A 22,633-nucleotide genomic window follows, 5' to 3' on the forward strand; every position below is an offset into this window, starting at 1 on the left:
AACACTCAAATAGAATCGATCTTTTTAGTGGCTCACGTTCATCCGCCCCACTATGCTCACTTTGGTCCGCCGCGGGTGGCTCACTTTGACCCGCCGAAGGTGGTATACTATGCCCGTTTTTTGCACTAAGTACCAAGCCGAATTGACATTGACCGATGGATCAAAGGAAAAGGTGGAATTTAAAATGGACGGGGATCTTCCTGTCCTTAAATTCACGGTCAAGGGAAGCCAATACAATCTGAAAGGTTGGACCAAACAAGAAAAGGGAATGACCGTGCTTAACGGTACTGGCACCCTGAACTTTGGGGAGGACCAACCTTGGACCGCCCGGATGAAAGAAAAAGGAAGGGGCACCTTGGGAGCTCAAAAGATACAGGATAAGGGTCCTGTCGACTTGGGTGAGGTATTCTATCCATTCTTGGCCTTTGGCAGTCCGGAAAAGATTGCATCCCGATCCATTTTAATCACCGATGTCACCGTTTGGACGAACGAAGATGAAGGAATCCTCATGGACACGGACGTGCTTCTTGAAAATGGCAAGATTGCCAAGATCGGGACCGATCTCAGTGCCAAGGATGCCTTGGTATTGGACGGTACGGGCAAGCACCTGACCCCTGGAATCATTGATGAGCATTCCCATATTGCCTTGGGCGGTATCAATGAAATGGCACCAAATTCGGGAATGGTCCGGATGCAGGACGTGATCGACCCCGATGACCCGGGCATTTATAGGGCTTTGGCCGGGGGCGTCGTTGCGGCGCAGCTCCTACATGGATCTTCGGATCCCATTGGGGGCCAGTCCGCCCTAGTAAAATTCAAATGGGGGGAGGATGCCAAGGGATTGTTGATCCAGGGCGCTGACCCCTTCATAAAATTTGCCCTTGGAGAGAACGTGAAACGTTCAAAAAACAACGTATCCATACGATTTCCAAGGTCCTTGATGGGCGTGGAACAATTTTATACCAATGCCTTCACTGAGGCCTTGGATTACAAAAAGGAATGGGATGCCTATAGAAGCTTGGGCACAAAGGAAAAAAGGACCGCAGTGGAACCCCGTAAAAACATTCTTCATGAGACCATGTTGGAAATCTTGGAGAAAAAACGGTTCATTACGGCCCACTCCTACCAGGATAAGGAAATGTTGATGTTGATGGAGGTCGCGGAGCGGTTTGGTTTTGCCCTGAACACGTTCACCCATGCCTTGGAGGGCTATCGGATCGCGGACCGAATGAAGGAACACGGGGTCGGGGGCAGCACATTTTCCGATCGTTGGAACTATAAATGGGAGGCTAGGAACGGGACCCCGTACAATGCCCCCATCATGGACCGTGAAGGTGTGGTCACTGCATTGAACTCCGATAGCGGTGAAACAATGCGACACTTGAACCATGAGGCAGCAAAGATGGTCAGATATGGGGGGCTCACACCAGAGGAAGCCCTTAAAATGGTCACCTTGAACCCGGCAAGGCTCTTGCACCTGGACGATACCATGGGAAGTATCAAAGTCGGTAAATCCGCGGATGTTGTCCTTTGGACAGGAGATCCACTGTCGCTTTATTCCAAACCTGAAAAGACCATCATTGAAGGGGCCATTTATTTTGATCTGGCCAAGGATGCGCAGTTGCGCAGGGAGAATTCAAAAGAGCGTGCCAGACTCCTCAAAAAAATGGAAGGGTTGGAAGGCACCGAGAACGTATCAACCAGAATATCCTTGGAACGGTTGGAATTCCATTGTGAGTCCTTGGAGATGCAGTACTAAATAATCAAGAACATGAAAAACAAGACATTGTATACGATATTGACCATGATACTGATCCTTTCGAGCCTTTTGGAAGGATTGGATGCCCAGATTCTTCCGATGGTTGCCAAGGAGCAGGAAACTCCCATCCTTTTGGTTGGGGGGACCGTCCATACCGGAGATGGCCGGGTACTGGAGGACACCGCGGTCGGATTTGACAAGGGGACCATTACCTTCTTGGGCAAAGCCTCTGATCTGGACGCCAATGGGATCGATTATAAGATCATAGACATAACCGGACAACAGGTATATCCGGGTTTTATCCTTTTGAATTCCATTATCGGTATCAACGAAATCAGTGGCGTTCCGCATACCAATGATACCTTGGAGGAAGGGGATTATCTTCCCAACCTACAAACAGTCTACGCCTTTGATATGACATCAACTTTTCTTCCACCTTTGCGGTTCAATGGGGTTCTTTACATTGAATCGATTCGATCAAGAGGTGTCATTCCAGGCACCTCATCGGTAATGTCCTTGGATGGCTGGAACTGGGAGGAAGCCGTATTCAAAAGGGCTGCGGCCATACACCTCGATTGGCCCTCTGCCCTATCGAGTTATTATGATGCCGAGACGAACAGCAGGATGCTCCGCCCCAATACTTCTTACGAAAAGATTACCGGTGAACTGGAAAAATTGTTCTCCGATGCCAAGCAATACGAACAAATGCCCACTGCCCAAACCAATTTGAAGTTGGAGGCCTTAACGAATCTGTTCCAAAAAGAAAGGGTACTTGTCATCCATGCGAATGAACCCAAGGAAATCATACAGAGCATCACCTTTGCCAAGTCCTTTGGCATTGACCAAATCTCCTTGGTGGCCTCTGAGGGTTCCCTGGAAGTTGTCGATTTTCTCAAGGAAAACCAAGTTCCGGTGATTGTACCGCCTACCTACAACCTCCCCAGAAACGATGATATGGACTATGATGCCTTTTATGGTTTGCCAACAAAATTGCAACGGATGGGCATCGAGGTATCCATGTACCATGTGGGATCGTTGTCCAACTCCATCAATCTGCCCTTTTATGCGGGAACATCGGTGGCATTTGGGATGAAAAAGGAGGAAGCCCTGAAAACCATTACTTTGCATCCCGCAAAAATTCTGGGAATTGACGATAAGCTGGGGTCCATTGCCATGGGCAAGACAGCCAGTCTATTTGTGTCCAAGGGGGATGCACTCGATATACAGACCAATGCGTTGACCTTGGCATTTATTGGCGGCAAGCAGATCGATTTGGAAGGACCACAACAATTGGACTACAAACGCTATTCCTCCAAATTAGGCCAGAACGAATAGATAGATGGGAAAAATTGAAGCAACGATAACCGGAATCAGTGACTGGATTTGGGGATTTCCCCTATTATTGCTGTTGGTGGGTGGCGGACTATATCTTTTGGTGTATTCCAGGTTATTGCCGTTCAAGCATTTCTGGCATGCCCTTCAGGTCATCAGGGGAAAGTACGAGACGGCCTCGAATGTTGGACAGATCAGTGCTTTCAAGGCATTGACCACAGCCTTGTCCTCCACCTTGGGCATGGGCAATATTTCAGGGGTGGCCCTTGCCATTACGATGGGTGGGCCTGGTGCCCTTTTCTGGATGTGGATCAGTGCCTTGATCGGGATGGCGACCAAATATTATACCTGTTCCCTTTCCGTCATGTACAGGGGTACCGATGATTCGGGGGAATCTCAAGGGGGGCCCATGTATGTCATCGTCAATGGTCTAGGCAAACCATGGAAACCCCTGGCCATTTTCTTTTCAATGGCAGGGATCTTTGGCTCACTTCCCATTTTTACGGCAAACCAGTTGACCCAGGTCGTCGTGGAAGTGATGCCCCTCTCGTTTATGGGACCATCCAAGGACCTGACCCTTTCAATGGTGGCGATCGTAATCTGCTTTTTGGTGGGTCTGGTCATATTTGGGGGAATCAGGCGCATAGCAAACCTGGCCAGTCGACTGGTCCCTTTTATGGTCACTTTGTATTTTTTATCTGTTAGCTATATTTTGGTGGTCAACCATGGTAGGATCATTCCGGTCCTAATGGACGTATTTAGGGATGCCATGACCGGCGATGCGGTGTTGGGGGGAAGTCTGGGTGCCATCATCATTATGGGGGTACGAAGGGCCGCCTTTTCGAATGAGGCAGGTATCGGCACCGCTCCCTTGGCACATGGTGCCTCAAAGAACACCGAACCGATCAAGGAAGGACTGGTAGCGATGTTGGGGCCCTTTATCGACACCATAGTGGTATGTACCTTGACCGCCATTGCCATCTTGGTCACGGGAAGTTGGCAGCGTTCGGACCTCAGTGGTGTGTCCATTACTTTGGAAGCTTTCGTTTCTGCCATGCCTGTAATAGGTGCCCCGTTGTTGATCTTTATCGTGGCCATATTCGCATTGACCTCTTTGTTCACCTATTCCTATTATGGATCGAAATGTGTGGTATTCCTGTTTGGAGCCAAATATCGGAACATCTATAACTACCTGTATATCGCGGGCATATTCCTTGGCTCGGTTTCCTCCTTGGCCGGTGTCGTGGGCATCATCGATATCAGCTTTGCCCTAATGTCCATCCCCACCATGGTTTCGGCGATTTTATTGGCACCGCGCATCAATGCGGCCAACGCATCCTATTTCAAGAAAATTGAACTGCAAAAACCACTAGCTTAAAAATCCTATTATGAAAAAAATCTTTGTACTCCTAAGCCTGTTGGCCATAGCGAACCTATTTGGCCAAGAACAACGGTTCCAGGGCCAACCCCCTGTGAATGCCGTACCAACGGATTCCAAACCGGTCCAAAAGCAATGGAAGGGACAGTTTGCCTTTCCGGATCAAGGTATAACCTTCTCCAATGAGTTCGACGGTGCCCGGTTGAACGGCTTGGTCCAGAACAATGACAGTACCTATACCCTATTGATCACTTCGGAGAACACTCCGATCAATACCAGTCCATGGTATGCGTTCAAGGTTTGGGGAAAGCGTCCTATGACCATTGATGTATGGCTGACCTATCAAGCGGACAACAAACACAGGTACTATCCAAAGCTCAGCCATGACGGAGTGCACTGGACCGCATTGGATTCCCTTCGTTATGTTGAGATTGGTAAGGGAGAAAAGGCCTTTGGCCCCGGCTCCTTGCCTGAAAAGGTCAAAATGCGATTGGAAGTGGGCCCGGATACACTCTGGGTCGCTGGACAAGAATTGGAAAATTCGGCCCGGGTAAATGCCTGGATGGACAGTATTTCCCAGAAAAAGTTCGTGACCAAGAACACCATTGGAAAGAGCCGTGAGGGCCGGAACCTCAATTTGCTCAGCATTGGCGATACGGACTCCAAAAATATGATTATGATCATTTCCAGACAGCATCCCCCTGAGGTAACAGGGTACCTGACTATGAAATCCTTTGTGGAGACCCTTTCCTCGAATACCAAATTGGCCAAAAAGTTCCGAAAGGAATTTACCATCTATGTGGTCCCCTTGATGAACCCTGACGGGGTCGACAATGGGTTTTGGAGACATAATACCGGTGGAATAGACCTCAACCGGGATTGGGCCAATTTTAACCAACCGGAAACCTCTGCGGTCAAGGATTTCATGGAAGGGATGGTCGAGAAGACCCAAGGGAAGTTCTATTTCGGCATAGATTTCCATTCCACTTGGGATGATATTTACTATACCGTGGATCCGGAACTCCATGGAAACATGCCCAATTTGGTCTCCACCTGGCTGGATGGCCTAAAGAAGCGCATCGAGGGATATGATCCCAATATCAAGCCTAATGGGGATTTGGTCCCTACCACGGTATCAAGGAACTATTTCTTCGTAAAACATGGCGCCGAGGCCTTGGTCTTTGAGGTCGGGGACAATACCCCAAGGGATTTTTTAAAGGAAAAGGCGGAGAAGGGCGCCGAAGCACTTATGGAGATCATGTTGGAGCGTATCAAGGACACTCCCTGACCCGGACAAAAGAGCAAAACCCGGAATCCAGAAAAGCAACATTAAGTACCTTAAAAATAAACCCATGAAAAGAATGCTATATTTTCTTCCCTTACTACTATTTACCCAATGTACCCGTGAGTTACCTGCCGAACCGACAGGTTTGGTCACGGAAAATGCCATGGTCGTCTCTGCACGTAGGGAAGCTTCGGAGATAGGCGTTGAAATCATGAAAAAAGGCGGGAATGTTTTCGATGCCATGGTAGCCACCGAACTTTCCCTAGCGGTGGCCTACCCTTTTGCGGGAAACCTCGGGGGCGGGGGATTTATGGTCTATCGCAAGAGTAATGGTGAAGTGGGAAGTATCGATTACAGGGAAAAGGCTCCATTGGCCGCCCATAGGGACATGTATCTCGACTCCCTGGGCAATGTCATACCTGGGCTGAGCACATCTGGGGGAACCGCCGTAGGTGTCCCAGGTACCGTGGCCGGGGTTCTGGAAGTCCACAAGAAATTCGGAAAACTGCCCCTCAACAAAATCATGGAACCCATCATTGCCTTGGCGAGAAAAGGGGTCGTGGTGACCGAAAAACAGGCCAAAAGATTAGAAGGTACCCGAAAACGATTCATTGAAGCTAATAGTGACAGCACCAAGTTCGCGACCGTGTACAAAGCTGGTGATACCATCAAATACCCGGCATTGGCCACCACCTTGGAAAAGATCATGAACGAGGGACGTGATGGGTTCTACAAAGGGGAGGTAGCCCAAAAAATAGCGGCCTATGTACAGGCAAAGGGAGGTGTGATCACGGAGGAGGATCTCGCTAGGTATGAGGCCAAGTGGAGATCGCCCATTGTATTTGACTACAAGGACATCAAGATCATCTCAATGGGTCCCCCCAGCAGTGGTGGTATGACCATGGATCAGATCTTTACCATGATAGCACCCTATGAAATAGCTAGCTATGGCCACAATTCGACAAGGGCCATCCAATTGTTCACCGAAGCTTCCAGAAGAGCCTATGCGGATCGGAACCATTACCTTGGTGATCCCGATTTCGTGGACATTCCCTATAAGGGGCTCATGGACGTTGACTACTTAAAGTGCAGAATGGCCGATTTTACTTTTGATAGGGCCACCTTGTCCTCGGAAGTAGGCCATGGAACGGTGGAAATTGTGGAAAGCAGCGAGACCACCCACTACTCCATTATCGATGCGGAGGGCAATGCCATCAGTGCGACCACGACCCTGAACGGTGGATACGGTTCCAAACTTTATATTGATGCCTTGGGATTTTTCCTGAACAATGAAATGGATGATTTCAGTACCAAGCCCGGTGTTCCCAATATGTTCGGTCTTCCTGGCTCCGAGGCCAACAGTATTGCACCCGAGAAACGAATGTTGAGCAGTATGTCACCGACCGTAGTGGAAAGGGACGGCGAGCTTTACATGGTCGTCGGCACCCCTGGAGGTTCCACGATCATCACGGCCGTGGCCCAGACCATACTCAATGTCCACGAGTTCAATCTCAGCATGCAGGATGCCGTGAACGCTCCGCGGTTCCACCACCAATGGATGCCCGATGTAGTCGTGTTCGAACCCGAAGGCTTTCCTTTGGAAACCATTGAAACCCTAAAGGCAAAAGGCTACCAAATCAATGAGGGCAGGACCCGGATCATAGGAAAGGTAGACGCCATCCGAGTGCTGGAAGACGGCAGACTTGAGGGCGGGGCGGACAAACGAGGGGACGATACCGCTGCGGGATATTGACCACCCAGAGAACCAAACCCTACTTGGTAAAACGCATACTGATGATTTTTGAGACCATTGACTTTACGTATCCTATACACCTTCAAGGTAAGGGAATTTACCCATGAAAGATTGAAACGTTCTTCCTCAAATATCGCTTACCCTTTATATTCCTGATTGATATCCCTTTAATTTAAAAGCCAAAGACACCTTGGGGCGATTACAAACAAAAAATTGAACTTTACATATTATAGTAAAGGAATTTTCAAAAACCAATAAATTCAATTATTGGTTGCGGTTTATGGAAAATCACGATATTCAACCAATGGTATCCACTTCCTTGATTAGGTATCCAACGTTAGAAAAATGCATTGAAAGAAGGTAAACAAGCCCAAAAGCTATCAAAATTCCCCAAAAAATGCCCTGTATATCCACCGCAAAGTGAAAACCCATGATTCCAAAAGCAATAGGAATCATAGCTAACAATGCAACAATTATCCATCTACCAACGACCAAAAGTATAACTGGTAACAGTTCCACCACACCCACTGTTGGCATTATAAATTTATTGGCCAATAGTCCTTTGTAAACAGCAATGGACTCCTCGGTCATCACACGGTCGTGAGGCAGAAATCCAAAAAACTTATACAATCCGAATAGGATCAAGGTAACCCCCAATCCTATTTGAACCATTTAATCTATTCTTCTGGACATTCCTTTTATTTCTTGGTAAAATGATATCCAACCGATTCAACGGCAGAAGTGATTTCCTCTGCTGGATAGTGGGTAGGTAGAGATAAGTAGATTAAAGATTTGCATTTCGTGTCCTTGTTTTGGTCTACTATTTGATCTACATTATACATTCTCCCATTTTATTTTTGTGAGTCTATTTGATATGGACAGAATTATTTCCAAAATGCTTTCCTCTTTTGGCAATTTTCCATAAACCAAATACTCAAACTCATTGCGATAGGTATCTTTAAGTTGGTTCCATGTTTTTTCAGGTTCTTTGAAAATCAATGCTTGTTTTGGGTGGTACTTTAACCAATCATTGTTGTTCTTAAAACTTTGCGTATCATCATGGGCTACCCTTAGGAGCATTTTATCAAATGCACCCGAATTGAAAAATCCTAGAACCGTTTCATCCTTTAATAATTGATGAATATCGTATACATGCCTAATTTTGTTGTTCAAATCCTCAATTGGGTTTTTAGTATGGGAAAACCGGACCAAACTCATTATTTTTTCGCAAAGTGTTCTTTTGACATCCAACACAAGTACTTCAAAGGGTAATAATCCATAAGTCTCTGCTAGTTTGGTTTGGTTTGAGTCAACCATCATTTCATAGATATACGTATTGACGACCTTCTTAATATATGGTTCAAAGTGACCTAACCACGTAGCTTCAACAATGATAGTATCCCTTACTTGTCCAAAATCGCCCTCAAAGATTTTGGGATAGTTATAGGCAATCTTTCTTATCATTCCCATTTTATTGGTGATTCCATCAATATCCACCTCCTCGAATGGTTCTACTATTTCCTTGGTTATTCTTTTAAGCTTGTTCTTTAATTGGCTCCCCGTCTCTTCTTCCCTGCGCAATACTACCAAATCAATATCTTCACTAAAACGGTCAATGTATTTAAAACACTTTGACAAAGCTGTACCCCCCTTAAATATGGCCTCATCTTTGTTTGCACTTTCATAAATGAGCTTTAGGGCATAGCATATCCAATAATCCTTTTCCACGTAAATTTCTAGAATATCCATACGTTGGGCAGTTGCCCTTATCGCCTCAGCAAAGAGTTCACTATTAGTGTGCAGATTCATACGATATTCCAATTTGGTTGTGTTGTCAATGTGGTATCACGCAAATTATATCTATAGATAGTAAGTGGATTAAGTGAGTTTTTCAATTCTTTTATATCGATTGCCACATCAAGTTGTTCTAATAGTGCTCCCAACAAAGCCCTTACCCGTGGTGGGTACAAGAGAGCATACTTGATGAGTACATCCAATTCTTTGGGTGTCATTTTCCCTAAACGTCTTAAAAAAATAAGAATAGCGGATTTTTTATCAACATCCGGAATGCTATTAAGGTCTTTCATGGCATCCAAAAAACCCAACATCCTATAATTTTTATCAGTAACGGGTGCGTAGCTCTTTACGGGCTTTGCTTTGATGCCGCCTCTATTAATATATATGCGCTTTTCGGCACTTGCTATTTTGTATAGTGACGGTATTTGGGTAGTCAGGTTCAACTGATTGTACAAAGAGGTTCCGGTTATATAGGCTATTCGCTTACCATCTTCGTATAAATATGGTCTTAGAATATCCTCTTCCCTTGGCTTTAGTTCTCCAAAAACCGTTACATTGGGTTTGTAAAAAATGCCTTTGGACAATTTTCTTATAATTCCTTTTTTTTGTAGTCGTTCCAAGGCCTTTGCAGCGGTTACATATTCTTCTGACCGAATAGGTAAATCGGCATAACCAAAAGTACTGTCCTTCGGGAGTTCCGCTATTTTATCCGCTATTTTTTTCGCAATTGTCATTACAATGCAAAGATATCCAAATAAATTACATGTCAAGTTTTATGCGCAAAAAACTTGACATATTGATTAAAAAGATTATTCGATGATCCGCCTTGATATTAATTAGTCACAAGATATTATTGGTATAGGTTTTTAACAAACCACTCAATATGTTACTAGAAATTTCTCTTTGATGTGAACATACATTCCTCCACCATCCCTTATATTTTCAAAAATAGAGGCAATAGGAAATACACCGCAATGGCCAACACAAGAATGGAAATTAAATTCATTAAAAAACCAGTACGTACCATATCGGGGATTCTAAGGTAGCCCGATCCAAAGACCACCGCATTTGGGGGCGTTGCCACTGGAAGCATAAAAGCACAGGAAGCGGCAGTGGTACAGGCAACCATCAACACGAACGGATCAACATCCAAGGTCACCGCCAATGGTGCCAAAACAGGCAACATCATGGCCGTAGTGGCCAAATTCGAGGTGACTTCCGTCAAAAAATTTATGCAGGTTATGACCAATAATATCAACGTAAGCAAGGGTAATCCATCAAAGAATGTCATTTGTGAACCCAGATAAATTGCCAACCCACTAGTCTCAAAACCACTAGCGATGGCCATTCCTCCACCAAACAACAGAATTATCCCCCAAGGAATCTGAACAGCTTCTTCCCATTTTATCATCTTCCTACCCTTTCCAGCAGGCAAAATGAACAAAACAAGTGCCGCTCCAATGGCTATTATGGTATCATCTATCCCAGGAACAATCTTTTGTAATAAGAACGACCGTGTTATCCAACAGAGTGCGGTAAGAACAAAAACGGCCATAACAATCTTTTCTTCCCTTTTCATAGGTCCCAGTTCCTGTATAAGCCTATGGATCTCTTCCCTTCCCCCAGGAAATCTTCCTTGCCGCAACGGGTAGGCAATCCGCGTAAGGTATAGCCATGCCAAAATCAACAGTAGAATCGATATCGGAAGTCCAAACTTCATCCATTGCCAAAAACTGATATCCAACCCATAGGCCTTCTGTACAAAACCGGCGAAAACCAGATTGGGTGGGGTACCTATCAATGTTGCTATCCCTCCAATGGATGCCGAATATGCGATGGAAAGCATCAGCAACTTGCCAAAAACAGCATTTTCGTCCTTGGCGGTCCGTGGATTGTCCTTTAACTGTTTTACAATGGATATGGCCATCGGCATTACCATCACTGCAGTGGCCGTGTTCGATATCCACATGGAAAGAAACGCAGTAGCCACCATAAATCCTAATACAATGGTATACATATTGGTACCAATGGCCCTTATGATATGCAATGCGATTCTCTTGTGCAGGTTCCATTTTTCTATGGCCATTGCCAACATAAACCCACCCATGTACAAGAAAACATATTTATGGCCATAGTTAGCTGTGGTTTCCTCTAGGCCCAGTGCCCCCAACATGGGAAACAAAACAATGGGAAGCAGCGCCGTGGCAGCTATCGGAAGCACCTCCAAAATCCACCAAACACCTATCCATAAGGTAACGGCCAAGATATCCCTTCCTTGGGAGGAGAGACCCTCCCCGCTAAAAAAGAAATGAATGAGAAGAAACAGAATCGGACCAAGTAAAAGGCCCATACGTTTATATGACATGTTTTTTGAATTGATTTGGTATGGTTATATAAAAAAGAGGCGTTGATCTATGATCGAACCGCCTCTTTTCGCAAAGATTACAAGATTTAATTCATATGTTCCTTGTCCATCCAGTACAACAGGTAAGGAATGTTATAGGCATGGGTCCATCCAAATACGCGAAGTCCTTGATTGGTTTCCCAATTGGTAAAGCTCTTTTTACTTTTTGGCAAATTGGAAATCTTGACCAGATCTTCGCTAAAAGCTTCCGCATTTTCATAGGACGCTGGTTCTTTGGGCAGTTCTCCGATCATTAGTACTTTGGCTCTCTCAAGAGCTTCATTCAGATACACTTTTTCCCCACTGAACTCATATCCTATCAACAATGGATATATGGTCGCCAAATATGATTCCATCTCATGGTTCAAGGGAGGCACATCCCTGACCCAGCGAGCATGTTTCAAAAGAGCTTGTCTCACGGTTTCATCACCGGTTATCTGTTGGTACTTATAAAGTCCTTGGGCAACATAGGTCTGACTATACCCATATCTATCCAAGAGTAGGTTTCCTCCCTGACGTTCCTGGAATTCCAACATTAACTTGACCCTATCGTCCAGTTCGTCCTTATACTTTTGGAGCTTGGTGGCATCGTACAGTTCAACAAGGTTTAAAACGGATAGATATAACCTTCTTCCCCTTAGATCATGCTCCCCCCATATTCTGTTGATATAAGTATCCCCAGTCATTCTGGCCACTTCGAGGGCCCTATGGTCGGCAGAAAGGTAATATGATGCAATCCAACCTTGTATCCATACATGGGCACTCAAAAGAGCATACCAGTGTTCATTGGCATGCCTTCTTCCTATGCCCAAATAGGGGGTGGACTTGGGTTCATCCTCATAGTTCCAGAAGTCTATGGCATCATTTATCTCCCCATAATAGGTTCTTTTTTTGGGCCAATGCACATTGTCCACATCCATGGTATGCCTACTCATGGCTTGGGCCAAATTATAATATTTGGGGTCTCCTGTCCGCATAAAGTTGGTCCAGAGCATGAAGTCCACTGTGGGTTCATTATTGGTCCATTGTACCCATTTTCCATTAAAGTAGTAACTTTTCCCATCCCCATAGTTGAAAATCCCATACCACGGCTCATGCTTTTGGTTATAGGCCCACCATTGGTATTTATATTGCAGGGCGTTCTCAAATTCCGGATGCTTGGATGAAAAAGGGGCCATATTACCGTATGCCTTGGATTGGGTATACCACTCAGGTGTGGCATGCGCCACTGGGTTTTCGATGATATAATCCATCTTTTTCCCTACTTTATCCATAGCATCGTTGTTGTGGAAGTAATAGACAAACTCTGTGGTCTTGGTAATCCCTTGGGCAAAATTGCCCAACATGCCCCCATCCGGTTCGGTATTATGTCTAGCAAAGTTCATGGGACCGTTTTCCTTGGGCCAAACACTGCCCAAAAGAGTTCCATTGGCAGGATCGACCTCAATCCCTTTGGGATATTCCTTCATAAAGTTTTTAATCCCAACGCCTACTCCTCGTTTTCCGTCGGTAACGTTGAGCCATCCTTTAGCCCTTTCCACTATTGCTTTACTTTCTTCCCCTTCTGAAACAGTGGCCCTAAATTCCAAAGCCGTATCGGGATTGTTCCCATCGTCCTCCTTTTTGAAACCGTTGAGGTACAAACTTCTTAAACTGGTGCTCTTTCTCCTTGCCGGGCCTTGTTGTAAAAGTTGAACTGGGGATTCCCCATTGGCAGCGATTTCCTCCAGAAAAGTATTGGCTTTGTCTTCTTTCCAGCTTCCTTCATATAGAGGCATTGAAACATTTACTTCATTATCCAGATGGTATTTAAGCTGAAGCCCACAGGCTGCAATTTGATCATTGGGCTGAGTCCAACCCATATCGTTCTCAGTGTTCTCCGTTACGATTATCTTATTTTGTGTGGCAATATTGGCATGTTCCCCTTCTTGTGGTTTATGTTTGTCCGGGATTCCTGTATAGGTCATGGTATGCAAAACTTTTATGTAGCTTTTTCCCGCATAGGCGTGCAACCAAATGGTAAAAGGGGACAGATTGTTATCCGATCTGCTATAGGTATAGGTTCCTTCTATCCGGAATATACTGTGCATCGGGCCAGATCCTTTCTCCCTGAACACCTCATTTATCACCGCTTTCGAAGTATCTATTCCGGCATCATCCAAAAGATCGAGAAAAGAACCCCTATTTTTTCCTGGTGAAGAAACAATGAGCTCCTCCTTATCAAACTTTCCATCTTTGTTGGAATCCAAAAACACTTCATCCAAAAAACCATTCCCTTTTTTATGTATGGAGAAGGACAAAGGCCCTGTATTCACCTCTATCCCACCTTGGGGCCGCATGTTGTTCATGGAAACAATCTTTTCTTTGGGAAGTATGGGTATTACAGAATCACCATATTCCAATATGTATTCTGAGTCTTTTTCGGAGAAAAAGAAAACCCATACCCATTTAACACTTTCGTCGGTTGGCCCCCAATTGCTCACTTCTGTGGTTTGACAAGGAATCTCAGTACCTCGGGATGTCAACAGACGTAGATGGTCCACCGAATGGAGTGTACCTTTTGGAAAAGGAATTCCAAGGGTTATTGGTGCACCTTCTTTATTGTTCTCTATGGTAATGTTGACCTGCTTGCCCTTTTCTGGGGTCCCACAGGATTTAAGCAAAAAACATGTAAGTAATATTAAAGCTAGTATTCTCATTTGTGCAATACGATTATACATTTTACAGACACAATGCAGCCGCGCCCAATATGGGAGCATCCATTAAGTCTGATGTTTCAATTTTTGTTTGTTCCAATTGTTTTTGATAAGCAAATGAAATTAAGGTTTCATGCATCGATTCTTTAAAAAACGCATATGCCTTGCTTATGGATCCGCCAAGGACTATGGCTTGGGGAGCATACATATAAAGAATGGCCTTGATGGCTTCTCCTAGATGAACTCCGTATTCCTTGTACGCCTGTAGAGCTAACTTATCTTTATCCATGGCCTTCCTGAATAAGGCTTTGGCCGACTCCCCGTATTTTTCATCAAAGAAAAAACTACCTGCATAATGCTCCATAATCCCATCCTTATAAGGAATCATACCTACTTCCCCCGCTCCGCACAGTACGCCATTGTATAGCTTTCCATCCACCAAAATGCCCATACCCAATCCTGTTCCCAATGAAAGCGCTACACAATTCGAATATCCCATGGCTTTCCCAAAATGCTTCTCGCCCAACGCGAAACAGTTGGCATCGTTGTTAATATGGACAGGCACATTGTACCGATCTTGAACTTTTCTTCTCAAAGGAACTTTTGTCCAAGATGGAATGTTTTGTACATCATATACCATTCCTGAATCTGGATCTACTACCGCGGGAACACCTATACCTATGGCTCGAATTGAATCAGTCATAAGCTCATCAATGGCCCCAAACACCTTATTGAGGGCAATTTCCTCTGAATCATCTCGATTTACTTCAATGAGATGGGTATCCACTATTCTGTTTCCCATCACCCTGCCCGATTTGATCTTAGTTCCACCTATATCAACCCCAAGAACCTCTGCTCCAATCCCTTTCACTGTTCCTTCTTTAAGCTTATCGTCTTATTATTTACCAAGGGTTTGGCCCAAAAGCCGATGGAAAGAATAAATGCCAAGGGCAGTATCAGAAAAAACATTCCAGATTTCAGGGTCAACATTTCACCCAGCCCCCCTACCATAAATGGAATGACCGCCCCACCTGCTATACCGGTACATAAAATTCCGGACAACGAACCATGGTGTTCCTTTACCGAGTTGAGCGCCAATGAAACTATAATGGAATACATTACCGAAATAAAGAATCCTACCATTGGAAAACCTATCAATGCCATTTGGGATGAGCCTGTCAAGGCCAAAATAAGACAGACTATGGTTATGGATGTTGCCAAAATCAACAGTTTCCGGCTATCCATAAACTTCAACAATAGAAGGCCCAGCAGACATCCTACCGTCAACATGGCCCAAAAATAGGATACAGTGTCAGCTCCTGTGGTTTGTGGGTCAAGTCCGTGGTATTCGGATAAGAATTGGGATATCCAATTTCCAACACCTTGTTCCGTACCCACATAACAAAACATCCCTATAAAATACAGTAAGGTCCATTTGTTTTTCAATAAATCCCAATAGGAGCTTTTGTCCCCTGCCCTTTCCTCCTCAGTCTTTTCAAACTTTGGATATTTGGTAAAAAAAACATAGAAAAACAACAAAAGGGATATTCCGGCAAACACAATATAGAGCGAGGCCCAAGGCAAATCCTCAGGCACCCATCCCCGCAACATGTCTGCAATCATATCGTTGGAAACCTCTTCCTTGTTCACCAAGTATTTATAGAGATAAGGACTTAAAAAAGACGCTGACCCAAACACCAATTGCGCCAGTACCGAGTTGAAGGCAAAATGTTCCTCACCTCCGGCCACGCGTAACATGGGATTAATAATGACCTGAAGGACCGCCATACAACAACCCAGTATAAATAGTGTAATACTGAACACGCTGTACTGTGGGGTAAGGGCAAAGCCCATAGAGGCAATGGCCATTACCAGAAAGGATACGGACAGTAAGGTCTTCTCACTAAACCTTTCGGAAAGGAACCCTGCAGGTATGGACATGATCCCATATGCGATAAAGAATGTAAATGGCAGTAGGCCTGTCAAAGTCAGACTTAGATCAAAACTACCCTTAACATCCACTATTATGGAGTTCAGTATGTTGGTGATGAAGGATATTACAAAGAATACGATCATTACCAACCCAATGATGTGAAAATATCTTTTGGTTGTGGCCTTGTTGTGCTCCATTTTTGGTTGGTTATTTTAATCTTGGGGTTCCAAATATTGGTCCACTCCTATTCTGTACCCAGCATGGGGAACAATTCCTTGATTTCTTCTTCGGTCGGTTGTTTTCCATACTCGCAAATCTCAAAGAACTCCACCTGCTTTACTTTGGAGACATCCACGTTGGGATACCACTTCTTTACGACTTCCAAAGTGCCGGCATCGGGTTTTCTGTTCATCCATCTGTCCTTCAGCCATGCCAGTCTTTCCTTTTCTCCTTTGGGAATGGTGGCAAGGTCCATTCCATTGGTCCATGGCAACCATTCGAACATTTGTGAATCGTGGGCCGCCAAACCTTTGACTTTGGTATCGATCACATCATCCACTATCACCGCAATGTCTTTTTGGAATGGGTATGGCTTTTTAAAGTGATCGCTCATGTATAGAAAAACTGGATTCTTTTTAAGGGGTGGTGTGTCCGGAGCTACGTTGGGCACAATGTTCATGTAGGCTGCATCTTGTACAACGGAACCTGCATTTCTATGATCGGGATGATAATCATTGGGTCTCAACCCTAAAACGATATCAGCGTTCCAGCCACGTATTCTTCGGATTACCTCCAGTCGAACGTTCAAAGTGGGAAACAGCTCCCCATCATGGTTATCCAGAACTTCGTATTCCGCAATACCCAAAGCTTTGGCCGCATCCTTGGCCTCTTGTCTGCGCTTTTTGGCCAATGGCCCTCCTCCCATGCTTTGGTGGCCTGCGTCTCCGTTGGTCAACGCCAAAAATTTCACATTGTGGCCCATTTTTGCAAAGAGTGCTGCAGTACCCCCGAATTTTGAGTCACAGTCATCAGGGTGTGCCCCAATGGCTATAATATTGAGTACTTTTTTTTCTTGTGCCTGGATGGTTGCAAAGGCAAAGCAAAGGCAAATTGCCATCATTAATTTTCTCATCGTATAATCTATATTAGGTTCCTTAAAAATTTAATAATTGTGATTTTGGTCGATTCTTTTAAAGCAACTTTATGAAACGGACCCCTGTCCTTTTTGACAATGGCACCCATAGCATCATAAGTAGGGATTCATGGTCTTTTGGGGCGCTACCAATCAAACTAACTTAAATAATGAAAACACATTATAACGTAATCAAAGTCATTGCTTAGTTCTGTACAAAATTTGGGTTAATGTCCATCTCACGTTGTGGGATATAGAAAAACTCCCTTGTCCCGGTGATGAAGGGTTCAGCATCCTGGATTTTATCCACCATACCAAAGCGTTTTAAATCTGGCCATCTATGGTTCTCAAAAGCAAGCTCCACTCTTCTTTCCTGCAATAGTTTTTCTTCGAAGGTTCCTGGAGTGGAGGCATCAATATCGGGAAGATTTACCCTATTCCTAATCTCATTGATCAAATCATAGCTTTCGGGTGTTTCCCCCAATGCTTCGGCCAGCATAAGAAGTACATCTGCATATCTAAAAACCACAAAGTTGGTATCGGAATCGTTTTCAATTGCCAAATCAGATCGGTACTTTTTGATGTACCTAGCTTCTATGGTCTCTCCTTCCAAATCCACATAAGAATCCCCCATCGATATATCATACCGAAGGTCACCGTCCTCATATGCCTCCAACATGGAAACCGTAGGTCGGTTTCGCCCAAATCCTGAGCCTGTTTGCAAATCGGTACTGGGTGAAAAATCGTTGGTAAAAAGGCTTCCTTGTCCAATCCCCCCACTGATGTATTGCACCTCAAAAATGGATTCCGCATTGTTCTCATTGGCCACACCCCATAAATCGGCATAGTCTGGAAGCAGTTCATATCCATAATTGGCTATGATTCTCCGAAGTACCGTTTCAGCAGCAGAATCTTCACCCAAGGTCAGCAATACCTTGGCCAAAAGAGTAGCAGCCGCTCCCTTTGTTGCTTTTCCCACTTCACTGCCCGAGTAAGAAACCGGTAAGGCATCTTCGGCCGCGGTCAGGTCCGTGACCAATTGTCCCAAAATCGTGTTTTGGTCGACCTGTGTCAGCTCTTCCCCAGAGATATATGGTGTAAGCTGTAAAGGGATGTTTCCAAAACCGATGGCCATATGATAGTACACCAATGATCTAATGAACAGTGCTTCTCCTGTGACCCTGTTCTTTAGGGAGGCATCCATTTCCACATTAGGTATCCGTTCCAAAATCACGTTGCAATTGGCAATCACCTTGTACGATTCACTCCATGCGGAAGTAATCTGCTCGTTCAACGCATCTTCGGTAAAGGAATTGATTTCGGTGTATTGACGTGCCAACCCTGTGGCATCCGGACCTTGATCGGTATTATCGCTTCGCATCTCGAACATGGTCCAATACCCCCTTCCATAAATTCCTGTGCTTTGAAGCCCTGAATAACTTGCATTGATGGCCACTTCAAAATCATCCGCAGAATTATAGAAATCGGCTTCATTCCTATTGGATACTGGTGCAAGGTCGGTAAAGTCTTCACTACATCCGGCGAATAGAACCGTGCATAGTATTATATATAGAACTCGTTTCATGTTTTCCATTTTTTAGGTTAGAACTTTAAGTTTACTCCTAGGGTAAAGGATTTGGTCAATGGAAATGCTCCATAATCCTCGCCCGGGGTTAAACTGTTCGTGGTAATACTACTCACCTCTGGGTTGTAACCAAGGTAATCGGTAATCGTAAAAAGATTTGTTCCCGTAACATAGAACCTAAGTTTCTGGATGTTGCTTCCAAAAAGATTATTGGTTGGCAATGTATAACCCAAGGTCACATTCCTCAATCGGATATACGACCCATCCTCTACTTGGAAAGAAGACGGTCTGTTGTTATTTCCATGATTTCCAGATTCTCTGTCCGCCCGTGGAATCGACCCGTTCCCAGGGTCGGAAGGCGACCTCCATCGTTCATTGAAAATGGCATAGGAATTAAAATTGGCCTCCCCGTTCTTCATATGTCTTGAGGTAAGGTTCAAGATCTCATTCCCTTCGACTCCTTGGATCAAGAAGCTCAAATCTATGTTCTTGTACTTGAACCTATTGTTTACCCCCCAGGTAAAATCCGGAAAATAACTCCCGGTAACCGTTCTATCATCTGGAGTGATCTCTCCGTCCCCATCAATGTCCTTGAACTTGAAATCACCGACACCTGGATCAGGAGCCTGGGTATCCAGGGGAGCACTATCTATTTCTGCCTGTGATTGGTATATACCGTCCACTACATATCCGTAATAGCTTCCTATCGGGTCTCCTACCCTTGTTACGTGGCGTACACCGGCACTACCTGAAGAATAAATGGGTTCGTTTCCTTCATTGAGCGAAAGCACTTCATTCTTATTGGTTGAAAAATTGATATCCGTATTCCACGTAAAATCTCCTACAAAATTCTTGGTGCTCAACGCAATCTCAAATCCCCTGTTTTGTACTTCACCAAGATTTCTCAACGTAGTTTCAAACCCAGATACCGAGGAAATGGCAACATTCAACAACAAATCTCTGGTTTTTGTATCGTAGTAATCGGCCAAAAGAAAAACTCGATTGTTGAACAATCCCAGTTCAATACCTGCATCAATCTGTTCCGATTTCTCCCAAGTCAGATTGGGATTGGGAATGGTACTCTGGACCAAACCGTTGATTTCATTTCCTCCCAAGTTATAGTTTTGGGGGGATAATAGGCCAACGGCCCCATAATTGGGAATCTCAAAGTTACCCGTCTGCCCCCAACTCAATCTAAGTTTTAGCTCGGAAACGGTTTCTGACCCGACCAAGAACGATTCTTCGTTCAATCGCCATCCAACCGAGAAAGAAGGAAAATATCCCGTTTGGTTATTCTTTCCGAATCTGGATGATTTATCGGAACGAATCGTACCGGTAAACAAATACTTGTCCTTGTAACTGTAGTTGACCCTGAATAGAGAGGACAATAACGACCACTGTTCCTTTACAGAGGTGCCACCAAACACCTGTCCCCCACTGATGGTGGGAACCAAATCATCCGGATAGTTGTTGGCCAATACCTGTTTCAATGTCAAATTGTCCTTTTGGGCGGTATATCCCAAAACAGCATCCAAGTAATGGTCTCCAAATTCCTTTTTCCAATTGAGGGTATTCTCCCAAAGCCAATTGGTCTCTGTGGAAGATGATGCCTGTCCATACGGGTTACCATCCGCCGAATTTCTGTACAACAATGTGTTGGCACGGTAAAAATCCTGATTGTACAAATTAATGTATGCCCCTCCGAAGGTCTTAAAACTCAACTCCGGTAAAATATCGTAAGTCAATGCAAGGCTTCCCCTTGTCTGAAATTGGAATATTTGGTCATCCACGGCTTCGATGATTGCCAAAGGATTACTTGCCGTTGTGGTCCCACCTCCCAAATAGGATTGGTTGTTCAGTTGGTTTATGGTACCGTCAGGATTGTATGGACTCACTGTTGGAGAATGCACTATGGCTGAATAGACGATACCTGGAGGCGTGGCAAAATAAGGTGAAGATGCCGGTACCCGTTGGTTTTCGGTAACGGTCGGGGCCAATCTTACATCCAAGTTCAACTTTTTGGCAAGTTGGGAATTTAGGTTCAGCAGTACGGAGTACCGCTCAAACTTCGCCTTATCTATAACCCCAGTTTGGGAAAAATAGCCCGTGGATACATAAAAACTTGTCTTGTTCCTTACCGGTGATGCGTATGAAAAATTGTAACTCTGAACTATCCCGGTCTTAAAGATAAGGTCTTGCCAATCAGTATCCGTACCATCCCAGTTAACAAAGGATTCCGGTAGTTCGTAGTTGGCATTCCCTCTATCTCCGGGTCCTATGGGATCATTGATGGAAGCTCCATCAACAGAGGCCAGATAATTGTTGTTCCTGGCATCCGTAGTATAGTCTATCAATTCTTGGGCATTCATCAAATCCAACTTATTGGCAACGGACTGTATGCTCACATAAGAATCAAAAGAAAATACTCCTTCTTCAGAGTTGGACCCTTTCTTGGTGGTGATCAAAAGAACCCCATTACCTCCCCTAGATCCATAAATAGCTGCGGCACTTGCATCCTTGAGTACTTGAATGGATTCAATATCATTTGGATTTAGCGTAGCCAATGGATTAATGGTCGGGGGTTGGAACGTAGCCCTTCTATTGGCAACACCTCCCAACTGACTTGATGAGGTAAGGTTACGCGAAATAGGGATTCCGTCCACAACAAACAATGGGTCGTTTCCCGCAGAAATAGAACCTGAACCACGCACCCTAATGTTAGGGGCCGCTCCTGGTTCACCGGAGACTTCCTGTACCTGCACACCGGAAACTTGGCCGATCAGGGCACCTTCCGGGGTCAGTGCGGGAACCTCAACAATGGTTTCTGGGGTAATGGAGACTACAGAACCTGTCACCTTGGTTTTGGCCAATGTTCCATACCCCACTACCACAACTTCTTCAAGGGCAGCGGCATCCTGTTCCATGGAAACCGTGATGGAGGTCTGTCCTGCCACATTCACTTCTTTGGGTCTATACCCAATATAGGTTACTTGGATTTCGGTAACACCTGCTGGCAATGTAATGGTAAATTTCCCGTCAAAATCGGTAGTTGTACCCACTGTGGTCCCTTTGGCCACAATACTTGCCCCCGGCAAGGGCATACCTGCTTCGTCCAGAACCGTACCCGAAAGGTTGGACTGCGGCTTTGGTGCATCAATTCTTTTCTGGGGAACTAAATTGGGCAGTGGCCCCTTGTCTTTGTGCTTCACCACAATTTGCCTTGCGATCACCTCAAAGTACAGGTCCGTATCCTTGAAAAGTTCTTTCATGAAATCTTCAACACAAAGGTCTTTGCGGGATATGGATACCTTATGGTTCAGGTCAACATCGGAAGCTTCATAGAAAAACTTGTATCCGGTTGATTCTGTAATCATTTCAAATACATCCCCTAGCTTCGTATTCTCAAAGCTTATGGCAACAATATCCTCTTGCGTACATGATGCCGCTTTCAAATGGCCGAATATAAACAGTAAGAAAAAACAGCATAATATTCTTCTACCGACCTTTGGCGACAAAGCATGGATAGTTTTGGTTTTTTTCATAATTCTTTTAGTCTAGTTAGTTAAGTATTCGTTTTTT

The 22,633-nt window shown here is 44.7% G+C and carries 15 protein-coding genes; 5 read left to right on the top strand and 10 right to left on the bottom strand.

From position 1 onward, the window contains the following. The first annotated feature begins 109 nt into the window (after positions 1 to 109). The 5 genes from GTK07_RS18705 (at position 110) to ggt (ending at position 7,507) form a co-directional block, all read left to right on the top strand. Entirely contained in the window at positions 110 to 1,759 is a 1,650-nt protein-coding gene (locus GTK07_RS18705) for an amidohydrolase family protein (protein WP_163636605.1), read from the top strand. A gap of 12 nt (positions 1,760 to 1,771) precedes the next feature. Beyond that, positions 1,772 to 3,094, top strand: coding sequence for an amidohydrolase family protein (locus tag GTK07_RS18710; protein ID WP_119647239.1), 1,323 nt, complete (start codon positions 1,772 to 1,774; stop codon positions 3,092 to 3,094). 4 nt (positions 3,095 to 3,098) lie between these two features. After that, positions 3,099 to 4,469: an alanine/glycine:cation symporter family protein gene (locus GTK07_RS18715; RefSeq protein ID WP_163636606.1), complete on the top strand. Its 1,371-nt coding sequence runs from the start codon at positions 3,099 to 3,101 to the stop codon at positions 4,467 to 4,469. A 10-nt stretch (positions 4,470 to 4,479) separates the two neighbouring features. Beyond that, positions 4,480 to 5,757 carry a M14 family metallopeptidase gene (locus GTK07_RS18720; RefSeq protein WP_163636607.1) on the top strand — a complete coding sequence of 426 codons (1,278 nt, stop codon included), beginning with the start codon at positions 4,480 to 4,482 and terminating at the stop codon, positions 5,755 to 5,757. Positions 5,758 to 5,821: 64 nt separating this feature from the next. Then, the gene (ggt, locus tag GTK07_RS18725) at positions 5,822 to 7,507 is read left to right on the top strand and encodes a gamma-glutamyltransferase (protein ID WP_119647236.1); all 1,686 of its coding nucleotides are present in this window, start codon (positions 5,822 to 5,824) and stop codon (positions 7,505 to 7,507) included. Between the two features lie 297 nt (positions 7,508 to 7,804). Here the strand turns inward: ggt and GTK07_RS18730 are convergent, their stop codons facing one another. The 10 genes from GTK07_RS18730 to GTK07_RS18775 all read right to left on the bottom strand — a co-directional run bounded on the left by GTK07_RS18730 (position 7,805) and on the right by GTK07_RS18775 (position 22,596). Then, a complete protein-coding gene (locus GTK07_RS18730; RefSeq protein WP_127137023.1) occupies positions 7,805 to 8,179 on the bottom strand; it encodes a hypothetical protein in 375 nt (124 codons plus the stop codon). 162 nt (positions 8,180 to 8,341) lie between these two features. After that, positions 8,342 to 9,316 carry a nucleotidyl transferase AbiEii/AbiGii toxin family protein gene (locus GTK07_RS18735; RefSeq protein ID WP_036383532.1) on the bottom strand — a complete coding sequence of 325 codons (975 nt, stop codon included), beginning with the start codon at positions 9,314 to 9,316 and terminating at the stop codon, positions 8,342 to 8,344. After that, on the bottom strand, positions 9,313 to 10,038 hold the full coding sequence (locus GTK07_RS18740; RefSeq protein ID WP_036383530.1) for a DUF6088 family protein: 726 nt from the start codon (positions 10,036 to 10,038) through the stop codon (positions 9,313 to 9,315). The genes GTK07_RS18735 and GTK07_RS18740 overlap by 4 nt, the downstream gene beginning before the upstream one ends. Before the next feature lie 200 nt (positions 10,039 to 10,238). Continuing rightward, positions 10,239 to 11,669: an SLC13 family permease gene (locus tag GTK07_RS18745; protein WP_036383527.1), complete on the bottom strand. Its 1,431-nt coding sequence runs from the start codon at positions 11,667 to 11,669 to the stop codon at positions 10,239 to 10,241. Positions 11,670 to 11,755: 86 nt separating this feature from the next. Next, positions 11,756 to 14,371, bottom strand: coding sequence for an exo-rhamnogalacturonan lyase family protein (locus tag GTK07_RS18750; protein ID WP_235932927.1), 2,616 nt, complete (start codon positions 14,369 to 14,371; stop codon positions 11,756 to 11,758). A 58-nt stretch (positions 14,372 to 14,429) separates the two neighbouring features. Beyond that, positions 14,430 to 15,275, bottom strand: a complete 846-nt coding sequence (locus GTK07_RS18755; protein WP_225604830.1) for an ROK family protein — start codon at positions 15,273 to 15,275, stop codon at positions 14,430 to 14,432. Next, positions 15,272 to 16,534, bottom strand: coding sequence for an MFS transporter (locus GTK07_RS18760; protein ID WP_163636609.1), 1,263 nt, complete (start codon positions 16,532 to 16,534; stop codon positions 15,272 to 15,274). Before GTK07_RS18760 ends, GTK07_RS18755 begins: the two co-directional genes overlap by 4 nt. A gap of 47 nt (positions 16,535 to 16,581) precedes the next feature. Then, positions 16,582 to 17,469: a PIG-L deacetylase family protein gene (locus tag GTK07_RS18765; RefSeq protein WP_036383524.1), complete on the bottom strand. Its 888-nt coding sequence runs from the start codon at positions 17,467 to 17,469 to the stop codon at positions 16,582 to 16,584. A gap of 205 nt (positions 17,470 to 17,674) precedes the next feature. After that, positions 17,675 to 19,054 (bottom strand): RagB/SusD family nutrient uptake outer membrane protein, encoded by a 1,380-nt coding sequence (locus GTK07_RS18770; protein WP_036386573.1) that lies wholly within the window; start codon positions 19,052 to 19,054, stop codon positions 17,675 to 17,677. Between the two features lie 17 nt (positions 19,055 to 19,071). After that, the gene (locus tag GTK07_RS18775; protein ID WP_036383522.1) at positions 19,072 to 22,596 is read right to left on the bottom strand and encodes a TonB-dependent receptor; all 3,525 of its coding nucleotides are present in this window, start codon (positions 22,594 to 22,596) and stop codon (positions 19,072 to 19,074) included. Positions 22,597 to 22,633: the final 37 nt, after the last annotated feature.

Source organism: Flagellimonas sediminis, assembly GCF_010500845.1.
GTDB lineage: Bacteria > Bacteroidota > Bacteroidia > Flavobacteriales > Flavobacteriaceae > Flagellimonas > Flagellimonas sediminis.